The sequence below is a fragment of the Paenibacillus ferrarius genome (assembly GCF_002027705.1).
In the GTDB taxonomy this organism is placed as follows: Bacteria; Bacillota; Bacilli; order Paenibacillales; family NBRC-103111; genus Paenibacillus_E; species Paenibacillus_E ferrarius.
The window spans coordinates 64,057-88,526 of sequence record NZ_MBTG01000011.1; the positions used below are offsets into that span (position 1 = coordinate 64,057).

The following is a 24,470-nucleotide window of genomic DNA, read 5'->3' on the forward strand; positions in this document are numbered from 1 at the left end:
AAGTTAATGAAAAAAGTTAACCCCCATACATTCTGAAAAAAAGCATGAGGGTTAACCTAGTTTTATGACTTATAAATTAAACGCTGCTTGGGTAAATGCAGAATAACGTTAAATTGGTCGCCATGAATCTCGACTCGGATTTCCCCGCCGTGCAGCTCAATGATGCTTTTCACAATTGCCAGTCCTAGTCCGGAACCCTCTGTCTGGCGGGATTCATCTGCTCTTTTGAAGCGTTCGAACAGCTCTTCCGCAGCAAAATCAATCTCATAAGCAGAGGTGTTTTGAATTTTGAATAATACCATATCATCAGATTCGTCCAAATAAATATAGATTCTAGTTCCTGGAAGCGAATATTTCTGCGCGTTGCCAATTAAATTTTCGAATACACGCCAAATTTTATTGCCGTCCAAATGCGCTTGGATCGGGAATTTTGCGATTCTCTCCCGAATCACGTGCGACGCTTGTCCCATATTGGTGTTGGACTCGGCAATCGCCTGTGTCAACAAGGTTGCGACATCGACGTACTCAATATCCAGCTCTACTGTGCCGCTGGTCATCTTTGAAATTTCGAACAGGTCTTCAATCAACAGCTTCAGCCGGAGTGCCTTGCGGTCCAGGGTTTCAATATAGGTTCGGGCTGTCTCCGTAGAAAGATCTTCTTTTTTTAATAAATCGACATAGTTGATAATGGAAGTAAGTGGGGTCTTCAAATCATGCGATACGTTGGTAATCAGCTCTGTTTTTAATCGTTCGCTCTTCATTTGATTCTCCAGCGCGCTTTGATACCCGGCTTTCATATTGTTAATATAGCCAGCAAGTTGGGATAGAGCGTCCTTGCCGGTATCCTGAATCGCATTCTGAATATTGCCTTCGGAAATTTCTTTACTTCCGTTGAGGATGGCGATGAAGCGTCTGAGCTTGGCAAGTATATAGGGAACAAAGAACAGCAAATACAGCAATTCATAAAGTATGAACCAGCCCAGTTCGTACCTGTATATGGCTACTTGCCAAGCAAAAATGCCAGCTATCGCAGTTAGCAGGAACATGATGATGAGGACAAACGTTATTCTCCAGTTTTGCAGACTGGTTCTAATACCGGTACTCCAAAAACGAAAGCAATCCATCAGCACACTGCCGTGCCATAAGGAACGCTCATTAAGGGGCCGATGAAAATAAAGAAACAGTCTGCCTGCCAGCAAGCCAAGGATAATAGCGGCAAGCAGTTTCTGGATGAAGCTTGAAGTTGAAAAACCTAGATTCAGCCCAGGCACGTATGAATACTCGTCAATCAGTAGAACGCCCCCTAAGATAACGGCGACAATTAAGACAAGAGGGTCGATTAGGACAATCCGATCTGCTTTACCTTTTCTCAACTTTATATCCAATTCCCCATACCACCTTTAAATATTTTGGGTCTTTGGGATTGATTTCAATTTTTTCGCGAATATTTCTCACATGTACGGCAACTGTATTCTCGGAAGCGGCGAAGATCGGTTCATTCCACACGAGCTCATAAATCTCTTCAATTGAGAAAACTCTGCCCTTGTTCTCCAGCAGTAGCTCCAAAATTTTGTATTCCTTCGGGGTCAGTCTAACGTCCTCTCCATCTACCTCAACAGTCTTCATGCTTTTGTTCAGCATGAGTCCTCTCACTTGAATGATCTCTTCCCCGTTTGACTGGAAGGAACCTAAATTCGTAAACCGACGCAACTGAGATCGGACCCTAGCGACCAACTCCAGAGGATTGAACGGCTTCGTTATATAATCATCGGCTCCAACGTTGAGACCCAAAATCTTGTCGCCATCTTCCGATTTGGCGGAAAGCATAATGATCGGTATATTTTTGCTTTCACGAATTTTAAATGTCGTCTTGATTCCATCAAGTTGCGGCATCATGATGTCCATGAGAATGAGATGTATTGTTTCCTTTTCAAGGATTTCCAGTGCCTCGAGGCCGTTAGAGGCTGTAAATACATCCACATCATCGCTTTTCAAGTAAATAACGAGCGCTTCTCGAATTTCTGGTTCATCGTCTACAACAAGAATATTATTTTTAGCCATTATTTCTCACTTTCATCACGATATTACTTATACTTGCCAATCCGGAACTGATGTATCCCGGAAAGTCAAAATGGCCGGGGGGAGCGCCTGCAAGCATCAACTCCTCCGGTGATTCTTCCTGATCCGTGTAAAATCCATGCACCCCGAAGCTGTGCAGCAACTGCATAACTGGTTTGTTGTTGACGGTGTGAACATAGCTTTTTACCCCGAGCTTATTTAGTGCAGGAACTAGATTGGGGTTGACAAACACGCGATACTCAGGCATGGCGACGGCTGTCAAATGTTTATCCCTTACAAATTCTACAATACTTTCGGCAGAGGCACCAGTTTTGTAAAGTGAATATATATTATTAGGAAAGGGGTAGATTCCCATTACTGTGTCATACATTTCTGGGCTGAAAATTTCAGGTATAACCCGATTGAGTAGTGCAGGACCATTACGGCGCGCCTCTTTGACTAGATGCGTAAACTGCTGCTGAATTTGCTCATTGCTGCCGGCCTTCGTATCCACGATTAAGTCAAAATCACGATATTGCTGCATCAGCTGCAGTATATCGGGCAGTGTAAGAGGGTGGAATTTGCCCATTATAAGCGAGTTTGCAAACTGAAGATTTGTTACGTTTGGTCCGCTATGAGCGGCCAAATCCGGCTGTAGCCTGTGCGACCAATCATGTCTGGCTACAAGCTCCCCATCCATCGTTTGCACAAGATCAACCTCGAACAAACGGTACCCTCTATTGTAATTGGTTATGAATGCCTCATAAGAATTTGTGTAGCTAGCGCCTTGGACTCCACCAAGTGCATGTGCAATAAGCCTATTTTCCTCCCAGGCGCTGGTGCCAGCTGTATAGACCGGCTGATTCTGGCCTGACCAAACAAGCCCCCAGCTACACAAGATCATTCCAGCCGTAATGACGATTAATAAGCTTAACAGAATCGTTTTCTTCATTCGTTTTGCTCCTTTCTTATCCTGATGTAAGTCATAATACAGGACTCAAATGAAGAAGGGCTGGTAAAAAAACGAATGAATTTATGAAGTTTGTATACCTTGCTGAAAGAGAGTATCCAACCTGTAAATTCCCATAAGCCTTGGTTCCGCTCCCCTTAGATGAGATGGGCTTTATGGTTGGGCGTGAAATATCGCTTGTTTACGGGCCCGCCATTTCAGTCACCTTGAAAAGCCGAGAACCCTTTCATGATTGCCAAACTCGATTGGAGTTCCAAGACCGATGTCCCAGAAACTGACTGCTCGAGCGACGTGAATTTCCTGAGCAAAGACCCAATTTTTCGTTTTACATACGGGAAACGATAGCGAAATAATAGACAGTCAAAGACTTTAATTACTAAGGTCTTTTACTGTCTTTTTCGCGCGAATTTTGGTATATCATCTTCAGATAGATATGAGAAAGTATATCTGCACTTTATAAATACAACTTTTCCATATGTGTAGTATACATTTCACAATTAATGGACAAAGTAATTAATAACATTGAATGAGGTAAACTACAGTAACGATTCAGATAAAACGTATAGCGTTAAAATTGGTGGTACAAATGTTATGAAGTTAATTTATTCATTGAATTTCTGACATGAAGCAATGAAGTATTATTGTCTACGAAACATTTCCGAGCACGCATTAAGGCCCTAGAACCCATTTTCTTTCTTTCATTAAGCGTCCTATTGTATAGGACGTTTTTGTTTTGCATTTTTTCTTTAGAAATTCCTTAGTTTTATCCCAGCAGGTTCTTTAAAATTTTAACTTAATATAAACTTATCGACATCAACTGAGGATTTGAAGGGTGGGAGATTCATGGCTTCTGATCAATATTTAATGTTTTTACAAAAATTTATTCAAAATCCTAAGCAAATCGGTAGTGTATTGCCAAGTTCTCGATTTTTGGCTAATAAAATGGTTCAGTCTGTTCCGTGGAGCGAAGTTGGTTCTGTTGCTGAACTTGGATCCGGCACTGGTGCTGTCACTCGGTTTATCAAATCGAGTGTATCTGACTCAACCAAAGTGTTCTTATTCGAGAACGATGAGGGCATGAAAGCTATTTTGCAGAAGCAATACCCTAATTTTGCTTGTCACACAAACGCATGTAATTTAACAAATGTAATAAATCACTACGGCATCCATCAGTTAGACTGCATAATTAGCGGATTACCATTTTTCAACTTTCCAAAAGAACTTCGAGAAAGGTTAATTGATCAAATTATTAAAGCCTTAAAACCGGGCGGCTACTTTGTTGCCTTTCAGTATTCTCTCCAGATGAAAAAGAACTTAGCACATGTATTCGATATCGTAAGGATAAATTATGTGCCACTTAATTTCCCGCCAGCATTTGTCTATGTATGCCGTAAAAAAGGGGGGATTGCATGAACTACGACACACTCATACATTCTATTTCACAATTTGGATATGCCGCATTGTTTTTTGCGCTTTGGCTTGGCATCGTTGGTATGCCGATACCAGACGAGGTCATCGTGATGACCGGAGGAGCTGTAAGCAAAACGGGTATTCTCCTTACGTTTCCAGCTTTTATTATCACTTATTTAGGTGTGATTTCTGGGCTATCACTTGGTTATGTTCTCGGCAGATTTCTTGGATCACCGGTGCTTGATAAACTTCGGCGTAAAAAGAATATCGATAAGCATTTAAAAACAGCAGAAAATATGTTAAACAAATACGGAAATTTTGCTTTAAGCTTTAGTTACTTCATTCCGGTCGTCAGACATATTATTCCCTATTTAGTTGGGATGAATAAAATGCCATATCGTCATTATGTGCTTTATTCTTACACGGCAGGACTTGTATGGACATTTATTTTTTTTGTATTAGGTCAATTAGTAGGATCCCATGTGCAAAGTGTTGGGACAATGGTATATCATTACGGTATATATGTAGGACTTTCATTTACAATAATTATTTTTATAGTTTTATTATTCAGACTGCGGCAAAGAATACGAAAATTACGCTGACTGCAACGCCAGTGGCTGTAAAAGCTATTTTTAAGAAAAACCTCTGGCAAAGGACACTCTTTCAGTAAATGTCAGCTACGCTTATGAGTCAGGTGAGGGCAGTCACGCCGAAGGCGCTACTGTCGCTATTCATGCAGGCAGCCGCAGCAATTATACTTTCAGCAGCAGGAGTCCAACCGAAGGTGTGATCTTTGCTAACGCAAACAGCACCTCCACCAACTTTACTATGTCTGCAAAGAATGTCACTGTCACTGCTACTTGGAGATACAGCAATAGTGGTGGAACCACTATATTTCGCTTCGTCAGACAGTACACCGCTAATCATGCGTAATATACTATTTCACTCTACAAATGTTAATTAGTAGTACCAACATACTTGCATAATAGAAAATGGACCATCACTTCATAAGTGATAGGTCCATTTTTTTGTGCAATACTAAACGGAACGAGAAAAAGAGACGGTATGGATTCAGCCCCCAATTATTGTTAAGGTCATCTGAAGGATTGTACCTTTGCTCAGAATTAGTTAGTGCCACTCAATTATTCGAAATAAAATTTCAATATGAAATATTGATTTAAAATAAAATAACAAAATTTGAAGGAATCTGTCGAATCGCGGCGAATCATTAAACCAACTAATTACGTATGTCTTTTTTTTCCACAGAGTTGGGAGGCATACCAATAGAAACTAATGGTGGGTGAGCGACTTGAAAGAATTCCTAAAGAAGTCTATTTCTTCATTCAAACAGCTTGAAAATCCGACGAAATCGGTAGGGATGAAGCTGTTCCTGATGTTTTTCGCAAGCATCTTGTTTTTCGTCATGGTTGTTGGTGCCATTTCTTACTTCGTTTCGAAAAACGTGATTAAGGACAACATGGCTGATTCCAGTCTCCAGACGGTAACGCAAGCGGGGCAAAAGCTTGATTTGCTCTATCAAAATTTTGAAGATTTGACCCTGCAAGTGATGTACAATGATGATTTGCAGAAGCTATTGGAAAAAATGGCAAAACTCGACCCCCTATCGTACAACGCTGCGGATACCAGTCGTCAACTGACGGAGAAATTGAATTTTGTCGCATTTTCCAACAAAGTCATCAAAACACTTCGCATTTACAGTTCGGATGGCAAACTCCTTGTCGGGACAGGTGGTGGAGGCTATGAATCCGATACGAGTGTTAGTGATACCGCGTGGTTCAAGCAGATTAACGAAGCAGGCGGTCAAGCGGCTTGGCTCGATAGTAAATCAACAGGATATTCGAGTGATTCCACCAGCACATTCGGGATTGGACGCATCATTAGCAACGCAACATCCGCCGTACTGGTCGTAGAGTTTAGCACGGATATTTTGAAAACCGAATTAGGTACAATGACGCTGGGTGAGAACAGTTCCGTTGTCATTACGAACAGCAGCAACACAAACATCGCGACACCTGATATGACTGAAATAGAAAAAACAGCTGACATCCAACTGACGAAAGAGCAGCTTGAAGAGGAGCGAAATTCGTTTACGACGAAAGATGATCATCTAGTTGCTTATTATAGGTCGCAGGTTTCCGGCTGGAATCTGATTGGAGACGTTCCAGTAAGCTCTATGGTCAAAAAGGCTAAAAAGATTTTCAACTATACGCTGATTGTTGCGTTTTTTGCAGCTATTGCAGCTCTTATGATTGGTCTGTTCGTTGTGCGCATGATCGGAAAACCACTGATTAATTTGCGTAATCTCATGCACCAAGGGGCTATGGGTAAGCTAACGGTACGCTCGAATTACACAATGAAGGATGAAATCGGCCAATTAGGCACTAGCTTCGATATCATGATGGAGAAAATTACGTTATTAGTTCAACAAACGAGCATTTCTGCCCAGAAAGTACTCGAAACGGCGGCCGAACTGACGAATTCCTCCAAAACAACAGCAAATGCTGCCCGAGAAATTGCACTCGCTACCGAAGAAATATCAGGTGGCGCCGCCGGCTTGGCCACAGAGTCAGAGCGCGGTAATGAGCTGACGCATCATATTAGCCTGCAAATGAAAAACGTGTCTGAGGCGAACTTTGAAATGGGCACAGCGGCAACGGATGTTCAAAGTTCTAGTGAACTAGGCACGAAGTACATGGCTGAACTTATTGATAAAACGAGTCTGACGGAAGAAATGATCCACTCCATGGTGAATAAAGTCGATAACTTAAAAGACAGCACAAGATCGATCCGCCAAATTCTTGATGTACTGAGCAATATGACGAAGCAGACGAATATCTTATCACTAAATGCTACAATTGAAGCCGCACGTGCGGGTACAGCCGGTAAAGGATTCATGGTTGTTGCTGATGAAATTCGTAAACTTGCGGATCAATCGAAACAGTCTATCTATGTCGTTGGCCAAATTACAGAAAAAATTCAAGTTGAAATCAACGAGACGGTGAATGTGCTGTCAACGGCAACACCGATCTTCAAGCAACAAATTCAAGCGGTGAAAGAAGCGGATACCATTTTCAAACAAGTCACGGCACACATGGGTGGCTTTATCGTACAACTCAGCACGGTCAGCGATTCCATTAGTACGCTGGAGCAGTCGCAAGAAGTATTATCCGATGCGATGATGAACGTCAGCGCAGTTGCCGAGGAGTCACTTGCAACCTCCCAAGAGGTAGCTTCCTTAAGTGTAGAACAGCTCAGCATTAGCAATGGCTTGGTTAAGCTGTCGGAACAGCTGGACCAACTATCCAATTCGCTTAACGAGACGTTATCTAAATTCGAAGTTTAAGTATTTCATTATGGCGAGCGGATTTATCGCGGTTACCACGTCCCTTCCTTTTGTCATCTGCAACCTGGTCAATATGGTTGCAGATGTGAAGAGGGGGGGATTTACAAATTTGGCATGGTTAATGATGCTTTTTATACCTCGACGATTGGAACCGGAGAGCCAAATTCACTCCTTATATATTTTTTTTGCGGGCATATTGAACCGAGTCAAGTTATGTTGTAAGATTGGGTTAAGCGCTTAACTTGGTTGTATTTGATAGGATCAATATCATCCAATCAGGGACAACAATATCATCCAAAAACATGGCAAATGAATTTTACTACGAAAGGTAAAGCGCTTAACTTTTTTTGGATGTCTACATTCCCTTTTCATGTGTAGGGAGATTCCTAAAGATGAGCACATTTCGTTTAACTATGGCACGGGCCACAAAGCCCAGAGTCCGCGGATCAGCAGGATGATTCGGCTTTTTTTCATTTTCTGCAACCGCTGCATCATCACAAAACTATTAGATGAGATAAGCATCATTGGAGGAGTAGTTTATGAAGCCTTTAGATACGATATATGTAGTCTTTAAAACGCACGTTGACCTCGGCTTTACCGACTTGCCGAGCAACATTGTCAAGCAGTACACGCAGGATATGGCAAAGGACGTTTTGACCATCTGTGAAGGAACGAAGCATTTTGAACCCGGACACCGCTTTGTATGGACGGTCCCTTCATGGGTACTGGACGAGACGTTGATCCATGCCGAGGAAGGCATTCGGGAGCGGATCGAGCAATTGGTCGTGGACGGGCAGTTAAGCTGGCACGGTCTTCCTTTCACGACGCATACGGAGTTTTGCGGACTGGAAGAATGGATTCGTGGTCTCTACATGTCGGCGCGCCTCGGCAAGAAGTTCGGCAAGAAGGTTATTTCCGCCAAAATGACTGACGTGCCCGGCCACACCTGGATGCTGCCGTCGCTGCTCAAAGGCGCGGGCATCGAGTTCCTGCACATCGGAGTCAACGCTTGCTCGCAGCCTGTCGAGGTGCCGCGGCTGTTCAATTGGGAAGGACCGGACGGCAAACAGGTGCTGACGTTCTACTCCAAAGGCGAGTACGGCACAAGTCTGCTGCCGCCGGACGACTGGGAGTATCCGGTCTGGATGGCGCTGCTGCAGACGCATGACAACATCGGGCCGCAAGACAGCAAGGTCGTGACCGAACTGCTTGAAACCGTGAAGGCGTCGTATCCAAATACGCGGGTGGTTATCGGCACGATGGACGACTTTGCTGCGGATTTCCTAAGCAGAGGCTACACGGATATCCCGGTCGTACGCAAGGATTTAGCGGACACGTGGATTCACGGGATCGGCTCGTATCCGCAGGAAGTGTCCGAGGTTCGAAGCTTGCGCAGCGAGACGACGACGCTGGAGGCCATGGCAGCGCTGCAACAGTGGGAGCAGGGCGAAGCGATAGGCGCATTCGGCGCGGATATCGACAAGGCGTACCGCGAATCGCTGCTGTTCGGCGAGCATACGTGGGGCCATGACGTGAAGCTCCTGCTGATTCCGGGACGGAACAGCATGCGGGCGTTTACGAAGGAAGATATTGCACGGGACCGGGAAGCGTTCCCCGAAACCTATGACAAGATAGAGCTTTCTTGGGATGAGAAGCGCGCTTACGTAAAAATGGCTCGGGCGGCTGCCGAGCGGATCACACCGTTCCAAAGCGGTGCCCAGCAGGGTGAATCCCCGATGATCGGGATTTTCAACCCGTCGTCTTGGGCAAGAACGAACGAGCTCGTTCGCCTCGACAATGTGTCCGGTGGTTGGCTGGTCGATCTGAACACCGGCGACAGCTTGCCGGTGCAAGCGTCCGGCGAAGTGCGGATTCCGCTGCTGGAGCCTTGCGGCTACCGCACGTATACCTATGAACCGCAGGCCGTGTTTGGCGCAGGTGAAGCCGCAGTGGCAATCGCCCGTACCGAGGACGGCAAGGCGGTGCTGGAAAATGCGCATTTGCGGATCGAAGTCGATGCCGCAACGGGCGAGATTCGCCGCCTGTTTGACAAGACTCGCGGCAAGGATTGGGTAGCGTCCGGCCAAGCGTTTGGCGCTTATGAATACGATGTTTACGCCAAAGACGAAATTCTTCAATTCGTGAAGGATTACGCTTATGATTTGATGGACTGGTATGTAAACGATTTTGGCAAGCCGGGCTATCCGCGCATCGGGCACCAGCAATTCGGACTGAAGCTGGACAGTCTGGAAACGGCCAATGACGCTGCCACCGGCACGATCCGCTTGACATTCAGCACGCCTGCGGCAAGCCGTACCGAGTTCGGCAATGCACAAAGCGTCGCGATCTTGCTCAAGCTGGAGCCGGATCAGGCGTTCTTCGACTACACGCTGGAGCTGAACGACAAAGCGGCCACGGCTTTCGCCGAAGCAGGTTTCGTCGGCTTCCATCTGCAAGCCAGGGAGTCGGGCTACCGATTCCAGAAGCTGGGTGCTGTCGTAGACCCGACACAAGATATCGTCCGGGGCGCCAACCATCGCCTGCATTGTGGGGACGGCTGGGTTGATGTGACGGATGGCGGGGCAGGTCTAGCCATTCTGGCGAAAGATACGCCGCTATTCTCCATCGGGGAGAAAGGTGTGTTCACCTACAGCAAGTCGTATCAGCCGGAGCGACCTTCTCTGTATTTCAACCTGTTCAACAACCAATGGGGCACGAACTTTCCGCAGTGGATGGCAGGCAGCTATACTTATAACTTCCGGATTGTCTTGCACCAAGGCGACTGGCAGCAAGGCGAAATATGGAAGCAGCTCGAGCAGTGGAGCCACCCTGTGAAAACGGTACGCGGCTTCCTAGGAAGCGCTGCGCGCTCCTCGCTGCTGACAGAGGGCACCGAAGGCATCGTGCTGCTGGCCTTCAAAGTGGCGGAAGACGGCAACGGCTATGTGCTGCGGCTGCAAAACGCCTGGAACGAGCCGCATCACGCCGAACTGGCGTTCGCTAGCGAATTGGCTTCGGCGCATGCCTGCAATTTGCTGGAAGAGCCGGAGGTGCAGTTGGATGTCCGCGCCGAGGCGGCGAGCCGTCTTGCGGTGAAACTCGGACCAAAGGAAATCGTAACGATCAAGCTGCAATTTATTGAACATATTAATAGAGGCTAGGGGGATTGACTTGAAGCAGATCGAGAAGTATTGGGAAGATTTAAATGTGCTGGAAGTGAACAGGCAGGCGCCTAGGGCTTACTATATCCCTTACCGCGATGCCGAAGCCGCTCTGGCGAAAACGAGAGGGAAATCGCCTTTCTACCAGACGCTGAACGGAAACTGGAAATTCCGATACCATACGAGCGTTAGAGAGGTAGAGGAAGGCTTTTATCTGGAGGGTGCGGATGTCAGAGCATGGGATGACTTGCTCGTCCCTTCCTGCTGGCAAGTGAACGGCTACGACCAGCCTCAGTATACGAATATCAATTATCCGTTTCCATGCGATCCGCCATTTGTGCCGAATGTCAATCCGGCAGGAGCTTATGTCAGGGAATTCAACTTGGCGCCGCAATGGGACGGCAAAGCGAAGCGGGTCGTGTTCGAAGGCGTGAACTCCTGCTTCTACGTCTGGGTGAACGGCCAATTTGTCGGCTACAGCCAAGGCAGCCGGATGTCTGCCGAGTTCGATATTACATCGTTTGTCCAGCCTGGTAAAAACCGCATGGCCGTGCTGGTGCTCAAATGGTGCGACGGCAGCTACATCGAGGATCAGGACGCTTGGAGATACTCCGGCATTTTCCGCGACGTGTACCTGCTGGCGCGGGATGAAGCGCATATCCAGGACGTATTCAACAAGCAGGAGCTGTCCGCCGATTTCAGCCGCGCCGTGCTGCGCAGCGAAATTGAGACGGTGGGCGCATGTCAGGTGCAGGCTGAGCTTCGGGATGCGGCCGGCAACCCGGTGGCGAGCGGAAGCGCGACGGTAGACGGCCAAGGCTCCATCGAGCTGGCAGTCAACGATCCGGTGTTGTGGAACGCGGAAGCTCCGTACTTGTACCGTTTGTTTTTGACTAGTGGCGAAGAAGTGATTCACTTCTCCGTCGGCTTCCGCCAAATCGACATCACGGACGGCGTATTCCGTATTAACGGCAAGGCGATTAAACTCAAGGGCGTCAACCGCCACGATTCGCATCCGGAGCTGGGGCAGACGATTCCGTACGCCCATATGATTCAGGACTTGATGCTGATGAAAAAGCATAACATCAACACGATTCGGGAGGCGCATTATCCGAACGATCCGCGCTTCCTGGACTTGTGTGATACTTTCGGATTTTATGTGGTGGACGAAGCCGATCTGGAGTGCCACGGGCTCAGCACGGGCGGGGACGGCGGCAACGGAGCGGACATTCACCAGCTCACCCAGAACCCGGCGTGGGAGCGGGCTTTTGTAGACCGTGCGCAGCGGCTCGTCGAACGGGATAAAAACCATCCGTCCGTCGTGATCTGGTCCATGGGCAACGAAGCCGGATACGATGTGAACCATATCGCGATGGCCCGGTGGACGAAAGGCCGGGACGCTTCCCGCCCCGTTCATTACGAAAGCGCAGCGCCTGTGTACAAAGGCCATCCGGACACTTCCTGTCTGGATATGGAAAGCCGCATGTACGCGTCGCCGCAGGAGATCGAAGCTTATGCCAGCGACGAAAACGCTGCGAAGCCGATGTTCCTATGCGAATATAGCCATGCGATGGGCAACAGCCCCGGAGATTTGCAGGAATATTGGGATGTCATTTACAAATATCCGAAGCTCATGGGCGGCTGTGTATGGGAATGGTGCGATCATTCCGTGATTACGCAAACGCCGGACGGAGTGCCGTTCTACGCGTACGGCGGCGACTTCGGAGACAAGCCGAACGACGGCAACTTCTGTATGGATGGCCTGGTCTACCCGGACCGCACGCCGCATACGGGCTTGCTCGAATTGAAGAAGGTCATTGCGCCGGTGCGGATCGAAGCCGACGATTTGAAGCAGGGCCGTATTCGTTTGACGAACCTGTACGATTTTATCGGCCTCTCACATCTTTCCCTGTTCTGGAAAGTTGAAAAGGACGGCGAGACGGTACAGCAGGGCGAAGTCACCGAACTTGCGGCAGGTCCTCATCAGACGCAGACGCTTACGCTGGGCTACAGCTTCCCGGAAGCGGCATGCGAACGCTACTTCTTGACGCTGCTGCTGGAGCAGAAGCAAGAAACGTTCTGGTCGGCCAAAGGGCATGAGGTGACGTTCGAGCAGTTCGAACTGCCGGTTGCGAGGCTGGAAGCGGAGATGCTGTTCCCAATCTATCCGATCCGCGTTGTTCAGGAAGATGACAGCGTGACGTTGGAAGGTTTCGACTTCGAGTATGTGTTCGATCTCATTGGCGGCGCGTTCGTCCGCATCTCCAAGCACGGCGTGCAGATGATCAGCGAGCCGACCAAGTTCGCGATCTGGAGAGCGCCGATGGACAACGACCGCAACGTGAAATCCCAGTGGCGGGAATATGGATACGAACGCGCTCAAATCCATGTCTACGAAGCAAAGGTCGTGGAGACGGCCAACACCTTTGTGAAAATTGAAGTCCGTTATTCGTTGGGCGGCTACCACAAATACCCGATTTTGCACGGAACGGCGGTTTGGACCGTCGACGGCACTGGGGAAATTGCCCTGCATAACCAAGTGAAGGTGCGGGAGGATTATCCGTTCCTGCCGCGCTACGGCTTACAGCTTACGATGCCGCAAGGCTACGAAGCGGTCGAGTATTTCGGCAACGGCCCGCACGAATCGTATATCGACAAACGCCGAAGCGTCCGCAAGGGCAAGTATGCGGCGTCGGTCGATCAATTGTTTGAAAATTATTTGATGCCGCAAGAGAACGGCTCCCGCTACGGTACGGAGTGGCTGTTGGTCACGAATGCGCTCGGCATGGGTCTGCAAATCGACTGTGATCACGAATTTTCCTTTAATGCGGCGCACTATACGCCGGAGCAACTGGAAGAAGCCGGCCACCCCCACGAATTGACTAAGCGCCAAGAGACGATCCTCCATTTGGATTACAAAATGAGCGGTTCCGGCTCCAATTCCTGCGGCCCGGATCTAATGCCGGCTTATCGTTTGGAAGAAAAAGAATTTGCATTTGCCATCCGGCTGCGGCCCGTTTTGACGGACAAGTAGCTTTTAGAACAGAGCGTTTCCCTGAAAAAGTGATCTGACCGGGATTTGTAGCCCGGCAGGCGCTGTCGCCGGGGCGCTCTCTTTTTTGTAAAAAGGGGGACCTGCCTATGACGATGAACACAATGAAGCGGTGGTTTATGGCCCCGTTTCAGATGAGCATGCGGTACAAACTGATGATATTAATGGTGATTGTCGCTATTTTACCTTTGACGACCGTGACTTTTTTTGCGGCGCAGACGACCAAGCAGTCTTTAAGCTCGGAAATCATCCGTTCCAACGAATCGAGAATGAACTGGGCTGCTCAGTATTTTGATGAGAAGTTCAGCCAACTTCATTCGGTTGCCTATTCGCTCCTGCTGGACAACAATATTTTTCCAACATCCGGCCGCGAAAACGAAGGCGACATAAAGGGTCCTAATATGGGGAATTTTGATATTGAGGAGAAATTAAGGTCGCTGTATGTGGCTAACAATAACAACATTGTGCGGATTTCTTTGTATTTGAATGAAAAACAGCGCCTGTATGTGGTAGACAAAGACGCGGTACGTTTCACGGACAATCTGGACACGTCCATCGGCAACTGGGGGGAGATCGCCAAAACCAATCAGAGCGTCAATAAGGTTGTGAATGTGCCGCCGAACACGTTTATTTTAGCCCGCAGCATGAACCGTTTTGAGAATTTGCAAGTGTTGGGCGGTGTTTTGCTGGAAGTCCGATGGAAAATGATGAACAACGTCATGGACATGATTCACTCGGAAGCGAACAGCGAGGTGCTGATCGTGGATGCCCAAGGCAACACGATGTACAATCCGTATGGCGCCAAAGCCTCGATGGACCCGGAGACGTTGAAAAAGGCGATAGGGGATTCTGCGGAACCCGGGCACGTTCAGCTCAAGCAAGGCATTTTATTTTTCCAACCTGCCGTCTCGGGTCAGATCTGGATCGTCAAGTTCGTCCCGATGAGCTACGTGACCGAGAGCGCCGCGACTACACTGAGCTTCAGCTTTTACACGGCGGTTGCTTCGATCCTGGCGGCTATACTGCTCTCTGTGCTGATCGCTTACTTCACAACGAAGCCGATTATCCGGTTGACCAAGTCGATGAAAGCGGTCGAGCATCAAAATTTCAACGTCGGGCTCGATAATATTCGAAGCGATGAGATCGGGACGTTGGAGCGGCGGTTCAACTCGATGCTGCAGCGGATCAAGGAGCTGATCCAGATTGAGTACAAAAGCAAAATCGAGACGCGCACGGCGCAAATCAAGGCGATGCAAGCGCAAATCAATCCGCATTTTCTGTACAATTCGCTGCAAGCGATCGGCGGCGTTGCCATTGACCGGAAAGTACCGGAGATTTACGATTACCTTCGAGCTATCAGCGACTTGTTCCGGTATACGATCAAAATGCAGTCCGAGCTGGTGACAATATTCGATGAAATGGAGCATGTCAGCAACTATCTGCATATCCAGAAGCTCCGTTTTCAGGACATGCTCGAATTTGAGCTCGATGTGGAAGAGGGCTGCGAAGACTATTGCATTACCAAATTCACGCTCCAGCCAATTGTGGAGAATTGCTTCGTTCATGGGCTGGAAGGGATGATGAAGAGAGGTCGTGTCCTGATCAAAATCGAGCGCGTGGTGGATGAAATTGAGATCAGCATTGAGGACAACGGTGTTGGGATCGAACCCGAGCGTCTCGAAGATATTCAGCGGCAACTTGAAACGAATGATGAGCTGCTGCTGGGCGAAAGCATGGGAATTAACAACGTGAATTCGCGAATCCGGCTTATTTTTGGGGAAGAGTTCGGATTGTTCGTCGCAAGCGTAGAAGGGGACGGGACGACGGTCAAAGTGATTATCCCGGCTATACGCAGGGGAGAGGAGCTACTTCAATGAAGGTTATTATTATCGACGACGAGTTTTGGATTCGGAACAGCATCCGGCATTTGGCGGACTGGGAGCGGTTTGGCATCGATCAGGTGATGGAAGCCGAGGACGGGCTGAGCGGGCTGGAGATGGTGGAGCGGCTGCACCCGGAAATCGTCATCACGGATATGAAAATGAGAGGCATGGACGGAACGCGTCTGCTGCAAAAATTGACAGAGGAGTTCCCGTATATCCGCAAAATAGTGATCAGCGGGTTCGATGAATTCTCCTATATGAAGCAAGCGATTTTGTCCAAAGTCGACGAATACTTGCTCAAGCCGATCAAGCCGGAAGAGCTGAATCGCGCTTTGGAGAAGGCAGTCCGCGAGCTGCGGGCGGCACAGGGCATCCACGCGGCCCAACCGCTGGACAAGCAACTGCTCAAGGTTGTTACGGAGACGAGAAGTGTGATCGTCAGGTACATTCATGAAATGAACCCGGAGGCGATCAAGAGCAGCTTCAAGCACCTGGAAGCGGCGCTGAAGGAGCACGAGCCATTGAAACCGGGTGTCAGCAACTCGCTGTACAAGCAATTCATGCAATTGCTGGAGGAACAAGCGGACCTGCTTGGCAGCGAGTTGACGCCGAACGCCCAGTCGTGGGCCGCAACCTTTTTCGTATCGGACAATACGCCGCTCTCCGCCTGGATTACCGGCTTGTCCGATGCGTTCTCCGACAGTCTGGAGGCGCTAATCTATCAGCGGAAAAATAAAGTCGGAGTCAAAATTGACGAAATCCGGCAGTTTATCGATCATTCCTACGCGGAGCCTATCGGTCTTGGCACGATCGCCAGCCAGTTCTTCATAAGCCGGGAGCATCTGTCCCGTACGTTCAAGCAGGAAGTGGGCCAGACAGTGATGGATTACCTCGTCACCAAACGGATCGAGAAAGCGTGCGAGCTGCTGCAGGACTCGTCGGTCTCGATCAAGAACGCTGCGAAAGCTGTCGGTTATTCGGATATTACGTATTTTTATCGGATTTTTAAAAAAATAACAGGTGTGACGCCCATCCAGTTTCGACAAGGCAGCTAATTATCACAATGGTGAAAGCGATATCACAAAAGTCCAATTCAAAACGCTACTTCTGTTGAATGAATGGGGCCGCTTTCTTCTATATAATCAAGGATAGTAAGCGCTATCAAAACAAGGGGAGGCTAAACACATTGAAAAAAACACTTACCATGATTATGGCCATGTTAATGGTGGGATCTACCGTCGCTTGCTCTTCCGGCGGAGGCACAAAAGACAATAACTCTGGCAGCACTTCGAATCAAAACGGTTCGAACGCGCCTGCGAAGAAAGTCGAATTGAAAGTATTCCTGGGTGGTCTAGACCGTTTCCGCGACCAATTCGATAAATACTTCGCGCAGTTCGCCGAAAAGGAAAAGAAAGAGAAGAACATCATAGTTACGATCAATACCGAGTATCCGGGTTCTGAAAATGCAACACAAATCTTGAAAACGCGCTTGGCTACAGGCGACGTGCCGGACATATTCGCGCTTCACGCGGTGAACGACGTGCCGGATTACTACAAAGCCGGCTTCCTGGAAGATATGACGAACCAACCGTTCTCCGGCAAGCTGATTGACGGCATCCGCAAGCTCGTGACGATCGACAACAAAGTCGTTGCGGTTCCGCTGGAAAGCTTGGCGTGGGGCTACCTCTACAACAAAAAAATGTTTAATGATCTGGGCCTGAAACCGCCTACGACATTAACAGAAATGAAGGCTGTCGTGCAGAAGCTGAACGACAACAAAATTACGCCATTCATGCTGGGCTACAAAGAGAGCTGGATTCCGCAATTGTTCCTGCCTCTGGCTGTCGGCGGTCTAGGCAATTCCACTCAAAAAGGGTTTGTTGACCGCATGAACAAAGATCAAGGCAGCTTCGCCGAGCTGAAAGATATGTTCGGCATCATCGACCTCGTGAACAGCAACGGAACCGGCCGCGTATTCGAAGTTGGCAACGACGACGGCGCCGCGGATTTCGCAGCTGGCAAAGCGGCCATGTGGGTACAAGGTCCTTGGGATGCTGACAGCTTGCTGAAAGCGAACAGCAGCTTCGATTTCGGGGTTGCTCCGCTTCCGCTGAACGACAATCCGGCTTCCACGCTGATCAACGTGTCCGTATCAACCTCCCTGGCGATGGCTTCGAGCGGTAAAAACAAAGAAGTTTCCGCCGACCTTCTGAACTTCATCCTGGACGACCAAGCTTCCAATGCGCTGTACCAAGGCTTGAAATTCAATCCGGTGTCCAAAGCGCACACGTTCAAACCGTATCCTTGGGTTGAAGATGCGTCCGCTTATGTCAATAAAGGACAATCCTATCAAGATCCGCAAATCCCAGCTGCTGTTAAAGATGAGTCGGGAAAAGCGCTTCAAGCCTACTTTAGCAAAAAAATGACGGCTGACGATGTGATTAAGGATCTGGATAAAACATGGAAAAATGCTAACGCTGTAGCTAACAAAAAATAAAGAATGGATAACAGCTGCCGTGCCTTGCTTGGAATGTACAAGATCAGGGCACGGCACGGATTTTCCTAAGGAGTGAGCCCCGTGCTAAGACGCCTTGTTAAGACTCATAGATCTTTGATCCTGTTCGTGCTTCCCGCTTTTGTCCTGTACGTCACGTTTCTCGTCATTCCTATGCTGCAGGGCTCGTACTATAGTTTCACAAATTGGGACGGACTGAATAAAAACTACAGTTTTGTCGGCCTGCAGAACTTTATCGAAGCGATCAGCGACGATAAAAACTTCCAGTCTTCAATTCTGTTTACAGCGAAGTACGTGGTCTTTGCCGTTATTTTCCAAAATGCCGTCGCGCTCTTGCTGGCGCTTATGATTGAATCGCGCAGCCGTGGCAAAGGCTTGCTCCGGACGATCTTTTTCATGCCTAGCATGCTCAGTATCATTATCAGTACTTTTATGTGGGCGTTTGTCTTTACTAAAGTTATGCCGGCGTTGTCCCGGTTTGCGGCTCTGAAGTTTCTCGATATTTCCTGGCTTGGCGATCCGAACATTTCCTTCTGGACGATCCTTATGGTTTCCGTCTGGGGTGGGATCGGAACGCTGATGATTATTTATATGTCCGCGATTCAAGGCATTCCGCAGCATTTGAAAGAAGCCGCCATCATCGACGGCGCCACACCTTTTCATATGCTTCGCTACATTACACTGCCGCTGATCGCGCACGCGCTGACAATCTGTATTTTCCTGACCCTGAACAACTCGTTTAAAGTGTACGACTTGATCTACGCTTTGACCGGAGGTGGTCCTGCACGGGCCACACAGGTGATTTCTATGAACATTTTGGAAGAGGCTTATCAGCAAAACTTCCGCTACGGCTATGCCAGCGCGAAAGCCATTATCCTGTTCCTCATCATACTTGTCATTACATTGATTCAAGTTACCGTCATGAAGAAAAGGGAGGTGGAAGCGTGAACAGACGGCTGTATTCCGTATCGACCCTTGTGGTGCTGATCGTTGTGGCCTGCTTCTTCCTATTCCCGATTTATATGGCGATCTTGAACTCCTTCAAGACGCAGGGAGAAATGTACGCTTCCGTACTTGGCCTGCCGACGAAATTCCATTTTGAGAACTACGTGCAAGCGTTCAAGAAAGCGAACATGCTGGAGAGCGGCTGGAACACGGTTGTTGTAACCGTGACCGGGATTTGCGGCATCGTGCTGTGCAGCTCGCTGGCCGGTTACAAGCTTTCGCGTACGCGGGGCGCATTAAGCAACGCCATCTTCATGCTGTTCGTTTCGTCAATGCTCATTCCGTTCCAAACGATTATGGTGACTTTAACGAAAATGGCTAAAAACCTCGGCTTGCAAGGTACGCCGTTCGGGCTCGGCATCGTGTGCGCCGGTCTTGGCGTCAGCATGGCGGTGTTCCTGTATCACGGCTTCGTAAAGGGGATTCCGCGCGAGCTCGACGAGTCCGCAAAAATAGATGGCTGCGGTGAAGTCAAAACGTTTTTCAGCATCATATTGCCGCTGCTGCTGCCGATTACCTTTACTATTGTCATCTTGAACCTGTTGTGGCTGTGGAACGACTTCCTGCTGCCTGTCCTGATGCTGACGGATTTCCACAAATATACACTGGTGCTGACAATCAACATGTTCTTCGGCAAATATAGCCGCGAATGGTCGCTCATTCTCGCGTCGCTGATCTTGTCTTCGATTCCGATCGTGATTATTTTCGCGATCTTCCAGCGCTGGATCATTCAAGGAATTACGGAAGGCGCGGTGAAGGGCTAATTGTTTCAAGATGTATATTTATGCATTTTTTCTAACAAATTCTGAAACAACAATAACGGAGCGCCGCGGGTTTGCGGGCTCCGTTTTCATATTTAATTGTAATTGTTTCAAAATTCGTTGTAGTTTTTTTAAACACAACAATATACAAGAAAATGAATGAATATATAAGGAAAAAGAAAGGGAGAATTCTGAAAACAAATTAAATTGCTACCCCGCGAATGATGGCTGGAAATTTATTGGGCGATTAGATTATTTTGTGTTGTAGATGAGTACTTCGTGTATAATTATATCGTAAAGATTGGTGGAAATTCTATTTGAAGGTTTTCAAGGATGGTAGAGCTGAAACGCAAGAAATCAAATGTCTATCAATATATATCTTGTACAAATAAAGGGGATATAAATGAACAAAGAGGATGTTAAGCAACGTATTAAAGATTACCAGCAGGCAGAAGGAGTGCATCCTCTAACTTGCGGAAACAACAATAAACACGAGAAATTATACCCAAAGGTGCTTGAACAAGGGTTGGTACTTCTTTGCCCTAATTGCAACTATACTCAGACATACATCCCTGATCTCTTTTTCGATGATGGTTACTATGAGTGGCTGCGGGGCATGAAAAGCTTAATTTAATTCGAAAGCGGTAAATAATTTATTTTCTGTATTCAAAAAGGAAGGATGAGATTAGAAACTAGAACGGAACGAGCTATGAGGAAATGACCCAGTTAAATAAACGAAATGAAATTACTAAAAAAGTAGATGAGATAACTCCTCATCTGCTTTTTTTTATTTTCGGAATTGTTTTCGCCTTTCTAATTTCAATGGATTGGAAGGGGAAGTCGATTTATTCTTGTTAAAGTGAACAAATAAATTTACAATGTGACAGAGATTGATACATCATTCAAACTAAAAGTGGGAACCTATGTATAATCCGCAAAGGAGTTAGTCATGGAGACGTATTGCAAGTTATTAATTGTTGATGATGAGATGCTGGTCCGTCAAGGAATCAGACATCTTCTCGATTGGGAAAGCGAAGGCTTCCAAATTGTTGGCGAGGCTTCTAACGGCAAGGATGCGCTTGAGATGGTTAAATCATTCCAACCTAACATGATTCTGACGGATATTGTTATGCCGGTTATGAGTGGGGAAGAATTGGTAAGAGTTGTGAAGGGACTATATCCGGAAATTGAAATTGTGGTTCTCAGCAGCTACGGTGAATTTGAGTATGTGCGCTCTACGTTTCAGCACGGTGTAGCCGATTATTTATTAAAGCCTAAATTGGATGCGAATTCGCTGCTTGCCGTTTTAAAAAAGACCGTACAGGGAATGCCAGCCTTCCGACATATGGACTTTACGAATGAAAAAGGACAGTCGGTCGACTATGTGTTGGACAGGCTGATTTCGGGTTATGCCATGGAGCTTGAGGGTGCGGAGATCAACACTCATTTGCCATATCCTTATTTCGTTTTATTAGTTGTAGATATGCAAGATAGCACATCCTCGATGAAAAGAAATGAGGAATGGATCGAGGCATTTCTAAAAGGTATGGTTCAGGATGTTAAGCAGCCTGTTGTCGTTCACCGTCTTTCACATCAAGATAGCCACATCCGTTTTTTGCTGAATACAGCGGATGCTGGCAGAATGGATGCCATCCATTTGGCTGAGCAATTGGTGGAATCTGGTGTGAGAGCGGGCTTATCCTTCTATGCAGCACTCAGCAAAAATTTCACGCAAATCCAAGAACTTCATGAAATTTATACGCATGATATTCTCAAAGTGTTGGATCACCGGTTCTTTTTATCGGATCAACAACTGTTCTTTGCTGATGAATTGGTGGAAGTGGTCGGCAATGGCGAAACGTTTGATTCGGAGGCGTTTACCGCGGAGCTGAATCATCAAGAATTTCATTTAGCTTTTCAACGTCTCAGCCGATATGTCGACTCCATGCCTGATAGGCTTGATACGGATATGTTTGAGTTTAAATCTTTTTTAGGACACAGCCTATTCAATATTATTGTCACGCTGCTGCATTTTCATTTTGAGGCTCGCACGCTTGATGAAGCGAAGTATGAGTATTTTCGTGCCATTCATGAGGCCAAACATATTGGGGAAGTGCGCGCTCTTTTAGCCAAGTTTCTGAATGAGGCAACTGACTGTGTAACAGGAAATAAAACAAATGCTCCGGGCATACAAAAGATTTTGATGTATTTGGATGAGCATTTTGCTGAGCCGCTTACGCTGACTGAAGTAGCCAAACAGTTTCATTTCAACCCTTCGTATCTGTCCAATTATTTTACCATTCATAATAAAGAAGGTTTCAATGAGTATTTGAATCGTATTCGGATTGAACATGCTTGTGAATTATTAAGGGATAGCGCGCATTTTACGATTTCAGAAATTAGCTCTCTTGTTGGATATTCCGATCATAGTTACTTCACGAAAGTGTTTCGTAAACTGATGGGAACTTCACCTAGCCATTATCGAAAAAAATAAAGACGAAAGGAATCAAGCATATGAGGGTATGGCTAAGAAGGATCTCTGATCAAAGTTTGTTTAGTAAATTGTTTCTAGTTATGGTTCTTAGCATAATTACGGTTACGGTGGCCACTTCCTGGGTTACCGTGCAAATGTCGGAGGATCTTTTTGTTAAGACTTTCAGTATCACGAATTCCAAAATCATTGAGCAAATTAAAAGCGGTCTTGAATCCATTCATTATTCTAATGTAAATATTATCATTAACACCTCGCAAAGTGGTGCGATTAAGCGTTTTTTGACCGAAGGAGATGTCGATTCGGAAACCAACTCCGTAGTGACATTTGACATGAGCGAGCAGATGAAGCGAATCCAGTCGGGTATTGGGGCTAAGAGCATTGGGATGATAATTTCGGGTGTAAATGGAAAAAACTACACGAGATACAATACCTACTGGTCTGGTACTTCGGCGGATCTACAGCGAAATCCGATTACACAGGAGTCGCGGAATCAGCCGGGACGCTTGTTGTATAGCTATTTGGGTGAAGGAACACCAGGTTCTGGGGATCAAGGAGTAGTTGCCGCCAAAACGATGACTGATCCCGTTAGCAAAGAGTGGTATGGGACTCTTTATATCATCATGAAAGAAAGCGTTTTAAGATCGTTTTACGCAAGTTTTACAAGTGATGGGAATGACGTGATGATCTTGGATCGTCAGGGTCTAATCGTTTCCAGCAATCGAGCCGAGTTGATCGGGACAACATCGAAAGAGCTTTTGGATAGTGCTCAGAAGATTCGGCAGCATGGTCTGGTCAAGGATGAAATGAAGATGGCCGATAAGGATGTCATTGTATTGGCTGATGATTTGGCTTTGTACGATTTTTACATTATGAATGTCATTGATAAGAAGGTGACACTCGGTCAAATGCTCAACAGGAAATCGATTTTCTTCATTGTTGCGGGAATCGTGGCTATTGCTGTGCTCGTTGTGTATGTGATCACGCGGAGGTTAATGCTCTCGTTAAGAAGGCTTGTTAAGCAAATGTCTACGGTCACGAAAACGAATTTTAACAATTATATGGCGGTTACAGGCACTTATGAGACTAGGGAGCTTAGTCGCTCCTTCAATTTTATGCTCGACGAGTTGAACGACTATATCTCCCAGCTTGTTGATACGCAGAAGGAGCAGCGCAAGGCAGAATTAGCCGCACTGCAGCAGCAGATTAACCCGCATTTTCTATATAATACGCTGGCTTCCGTTAACATCCTCGTTCAGCGAGGGAGCCAAGAGTCCGCCACGCAAACGATTCATGCACTCATTTCTCTCCTGCAGAATACCATCAGCAATGTCAATGAAACGATTCCCATTGTGCAAGAGTTGGTGAATTTAAAGCATTATGTGTTCATTAATCAGATTCGTTATGGCCAAGGGATTAAAGTGGATTACTTTGTTTCACCGGACTGTATGCCTGCGCAAGTACCTAAGTTGATGCTGCAACCTTTCATCGAGAATGCTTTTTTTCATGCTTTTAATAAGAAAGGCACTGGATATATTTACGTCATCATCACGAAAGAGAAAGATACGCTGCTTTGTGAAGTGGTTGACAATGGGGATGGCATGGAACTTACAAACGAAGCGGATGAGATACCGAATCCCACAAGTGCGAGGCAATTGTTCACAGGGATTGGGATTCGCAATGTGAATGATCGCTTGGTTCTTTTGTACGGAGAACAGTATGGGGTAACCATAACTAGCACCTTAGGACAAGGGACGAAAATATCTATATGCCTTCCATGGCGCACAGAACAGTAAACGT

The 24,470-nt window shown here is 47.0% G+C and carries 17 protein-coding genes and 1 pseudogene; 15 read left to right on the forward strand and 3 right to left on the reverse strand.

Annotation, left to right across the window (positions count from 1 at the left end):
• Positions 1–62 precede the first annotated feature (62 nt).
• Genes BC351_RS12730 through BC351_RS12740 form a run of 3 tightly spaced genes read right to left on the reverse strand, consistent with a single transcriptional unit; the run spans position 63 to position 3,010 of the window.
• Positions 63–1,385, reverse strand: coding sequence for a sensor histidine kinase (locus tag BC351_RS12730; protein WP_208629710.1), 1,323 nt, complete (start codon positions 1,383–1,385; stop codon positions 63–65).
• Complete coding sequence (locus BC351_RS12735) at positions 1,360–2,061, reverse strand: response regulator transcription factor (protein WP_079412509.1); 702 nt, start codon at positions 2,059–2,061, stop codon at positions 1,360–1,362. The genes BC351_RS12730 and BC351_RS12735 overlap by 26 nt, the downstream gene beginning before the upstream one ends.
• On the reverse strand, positions 2,054–3,010 hold the full coding sequence (locus BC351_RS12740; protein ID WP_079412510.1) for a phosphatidylinositol-specific phospholipase C/glycerophosphodiester phosphodiesterase family protein: 957 nt from the start codon (positions 3,008–3,010) through the stop codon (positions 2,054–2,056). The genes BC351_RS12735 and BC351_RS12740 overlap by 8 nt, the downstream gene beginning before the upstream one ends.
• Before the next feature lie 861 nt (positions 3,011–3,871).
• Here BC351_RS12740 and BC351_RS12745 point away from each other — a divergent pair.
• From BC351_RS12745 to BC351_RS12805, 15 genes and pseudogenes are all read left to right on the forward strand, one after another.
• Complete coding sequence (locus BC351_RS12745; protein WP_079412512.1) at positions 3,872–4,441, forward strand: class I SAM-dependent methyltransferase; 570 nt, start codon at positions 3,872–3,874, stop codon at positions 4,439–4,441.
• A complete protein-coding gene (locus BC351_RS12750; RefSeq protein ID WP_079412514.1) occupies positions 4,438–5,040 on the forward strand; it encodes a DedA family protein in 603 nt (200 codons plus the stop codon). Before BC351_RS12745 ends, BC351_RS12750 begins: the two co-directional genes overlap by 4 nt.
• A gap of 43 nt (positions 5,041–5,083) precedes the next feature.
• On the forward strand, positions 5,084–5,371 hold the full coding sequence (locus BC351_RS44315) for an InlB B-repeat-containing protein (RefSeq protein WP_425270920.1): 288 nt from the start codon (positions 5,084–5,086) through the stop codon (positions 5,369–5,371).
• Positions 5,372–5,816: 445 nt separating this feature from the next.
• The gene (locus tag BC351_RS12755; protein ID WP_079412699.1) at positions 5,817–7,802 is read left to right on the forward strand and encodes a methyl-accepting chemotaxis protein; all 1,986 of its coding nucleotides are present in this window, start codon (positions 5,817–5,819) and stop codon (positions 7,800–7,802) included.
• Between the two features lie 4 nt (positions 7,803–7,806).
• Positions 7,807–8,043: pseudogene (locus BC351_RS44320) on the forward strand (ArsB/NhaD family transporter); the annotation flags it as partial.
• 298 nt (positions 8,044–8,341) lie between these two features.
• The gene (locus BC351_RS12760) at positions 8,342–10,963 is read left to right on the forward strand and encodes a DUF5054 domain-containing protein (RefSeq protein ID WP_079412516.1); all 2,622 of its coding nucleotides are present in this window, start codon (positions 8,342–8,344) and stop codon (positions 10,961–10,963) included.
• A gap of 10 nt (positions 10,964–10,973) precedes the next feature.
• A complete protein-coding gene (locus BC351_RS12765; protein ID WP_079412518.1) occupies positions 10,974–13,997 on the forward strand; it encodes a glycoside hydrolase family 2 TIM barrel-domain containing protein in 3,024 nt (1,007 codons plus the stop codon).
• A 107-nt stretch (positions 13,998–14,104) separates the two neighbouring features.
• Entirely contained in the window at positions 14,105–15,892 is a 1,788-nt protein-coding gene (locus BC351_RS12770) for a cache domain-containing sensor histidine kinase (protein WP_079412519.1), read from the forward strand.
• The gene (locus BC351_RS12775; protein WP_079412521.1) at positions 15,889–16,953 is read left to right on the forward strand and encodes a response regulator transcription factor; all 1,065 of its coding nucleotides are present in this window, start codon (positions 15,889–15,891) and stop codon (positions 16,951–16,953) included. Before BC351_RS12770 ends, BC351_RS12775 begins: the two co-directional genes overlap by 4 nt.
• A 149-nt stretch (positions 16,954–17,102) precedes the next feature.
• Positions 17,103–18,395 carry an ABC transporter substrate-binding protein gene (locus BC351_RS12780; protein WP_079412701.1) on the forward strand — a complete coding sequence of 431 codons (1,293 nt, stop codon included), beginning with the start codon at positions 17,103–17,105 and terminating at the stop codon, positions 18,393–18,395.
• A gap of 81 nt (positions 18,396–18,476) precedes the next feature.
• The gene (locus BC351_RS12785) at positions 18,477–19,361 is read left to right on the forward strand and encodes a carbohydrate ABC transporter permease (protein ID WP_079412523.1); all 885 of its coding nucleotides are present in this window, start codon (positions 18,477–18,479) and stop codon (positions 19,359–19,361) included.
• Positions 19,358–20,182, forward strand: a complete 825-nt coding sequence (locus BC351_RS12790; protein ID WP_079412525.1) for a carbohydrate ABC transporter permease — start codon at positions 19,358–19,360, stop codon at positions 20,180–20,182. Before BC351_RS12785 ends, BC351_RS12790 begins: the two co-directional genes overlap by 4 nt.
• A 400-nt stretch (positions 20,183–20,582) precedes the next feature.
• Entirely contained in the window at positions 20,583–20,813 is a 231-nt protein-coding gene (locus BC351_RS12795; RefSeq protein WP_079412527.1) for a hypothetical protein, read from the forward strand.
• A gap of 315 nt (positions 20,814–21,128) precedes the next feature.
• The gene (locus tag BC351_RS12800; RefSeq protein WP_079412529.1) at positions 21,129–22,673 is read left to right on the forward strand and encodes a response regulator transcription factor; all 1,545 of its coding nucleotides are present in this window, start codon (positions 21,129–21,131) and stop codon (positions 22,671–22,673) included.
• A gap of 20 nt (positions 22,674–22,693) precedes the next feature.
• A complete protein-coding gene (locus BC351_RS12805) occupies positions 22,694–24,466 on the forward strand; it encodes a sensor histidine kinase (protein WP_079412531.1) in 1,773 nt (590 codons plus the stop codon).
• Positions 24,467–24,470 lie beyond the last annotated feature (4 nt).

What these genes read in the sequence shown, in the direction of transcription:
- BC351_RS12735 (WP_079412509.1), bottom strand. Translation starts at nt 2,061, where the DNA reads ATGGCTAAAAATAATATTCTTGTTGTAGACGATGAACCAGAAATTCGA.
- BC351_RS12740 (WP_079412510.1), bottom strand. Translation starts at nt 3,010, where the DNA reads ATGAAGAAAACGATTCTGTTAAGCTTATTAATCGTCATTACGGCTGGA.
- BC351_RS12745 (WP_079412512.1), top strand. Translation starts at nt 3,872, where the DNA reads ATGGCTTCTGATCAATATTTAATGTTTTTACAAAAATTTATTCAAAAT.
- BC351_RS12750 (WP_079412514.1), top strand. Translation starts at nt 4,438, where the DNA reads ATGAACTACGACACACTCATACATTCTATTTCACAATTTGGATATGCC.
- BC351_RS12755 (WP_079412699.1), top strand. Translation starts at nt 5,817, where the DNA reads ATGAAGCTGTTCCTGATGTTTTTCGCAAGCATCTTGTTTTTCGTCATG.
- BC351_RS12760 (WP_079412516.1), top strand. Translation starts at nt 8,342, where the DNA reads ATGAAGCCTTTAGATACGATATATGTAGTCTTTAAAACGCACGTTGAC.
- BC351_RS12770 (WP_079412519.1), top strand. Translation starts at nt 14,105, where the DNA reads ATGACGATGAACACAATGAAGCGGTGGTTTATGGCCCCGTTTCAGATG.
- BC351_RS12775 (WP_079412521.1), top strand. Translation starts at nt 15,889, where the DNA reads ATGAAGGTTATTATTATCGACGACGAGTTTTGGATTCGGAACAGCATC.
- BC351_RS12780 (WP_079412701.1), top strand. Translation starts at nt 17,103, where the DNA reads ATGATTATGGCCATGTTAATGGTGGGATCTACCGTCGCTTGCTCTTCC.
- BC351_RS12795 (WP_079412527.1), top strand. Translation starts at nt 20,583, where the DNA reads ATGAACAAAGAGGATGTTAAGCAACGTATTAAAGATTACCAGCAGGCA.
- BC351_RS12800 (WP_079412529.1), top strand. Translation starts at nt 21,129, where the DNA reads ATGGAGACGTATTGCAAGTTATTAATTGTTGATGATGAGATGCTGGTC.
- BC351_RS12805 (WP_079412531.1), top strand. Translation starts at nt 22,694, where the DNA reads ATGAGGGTATGGCTAAGAAGGATCTCTGATCAAAGTTTGTTTAGTAAA.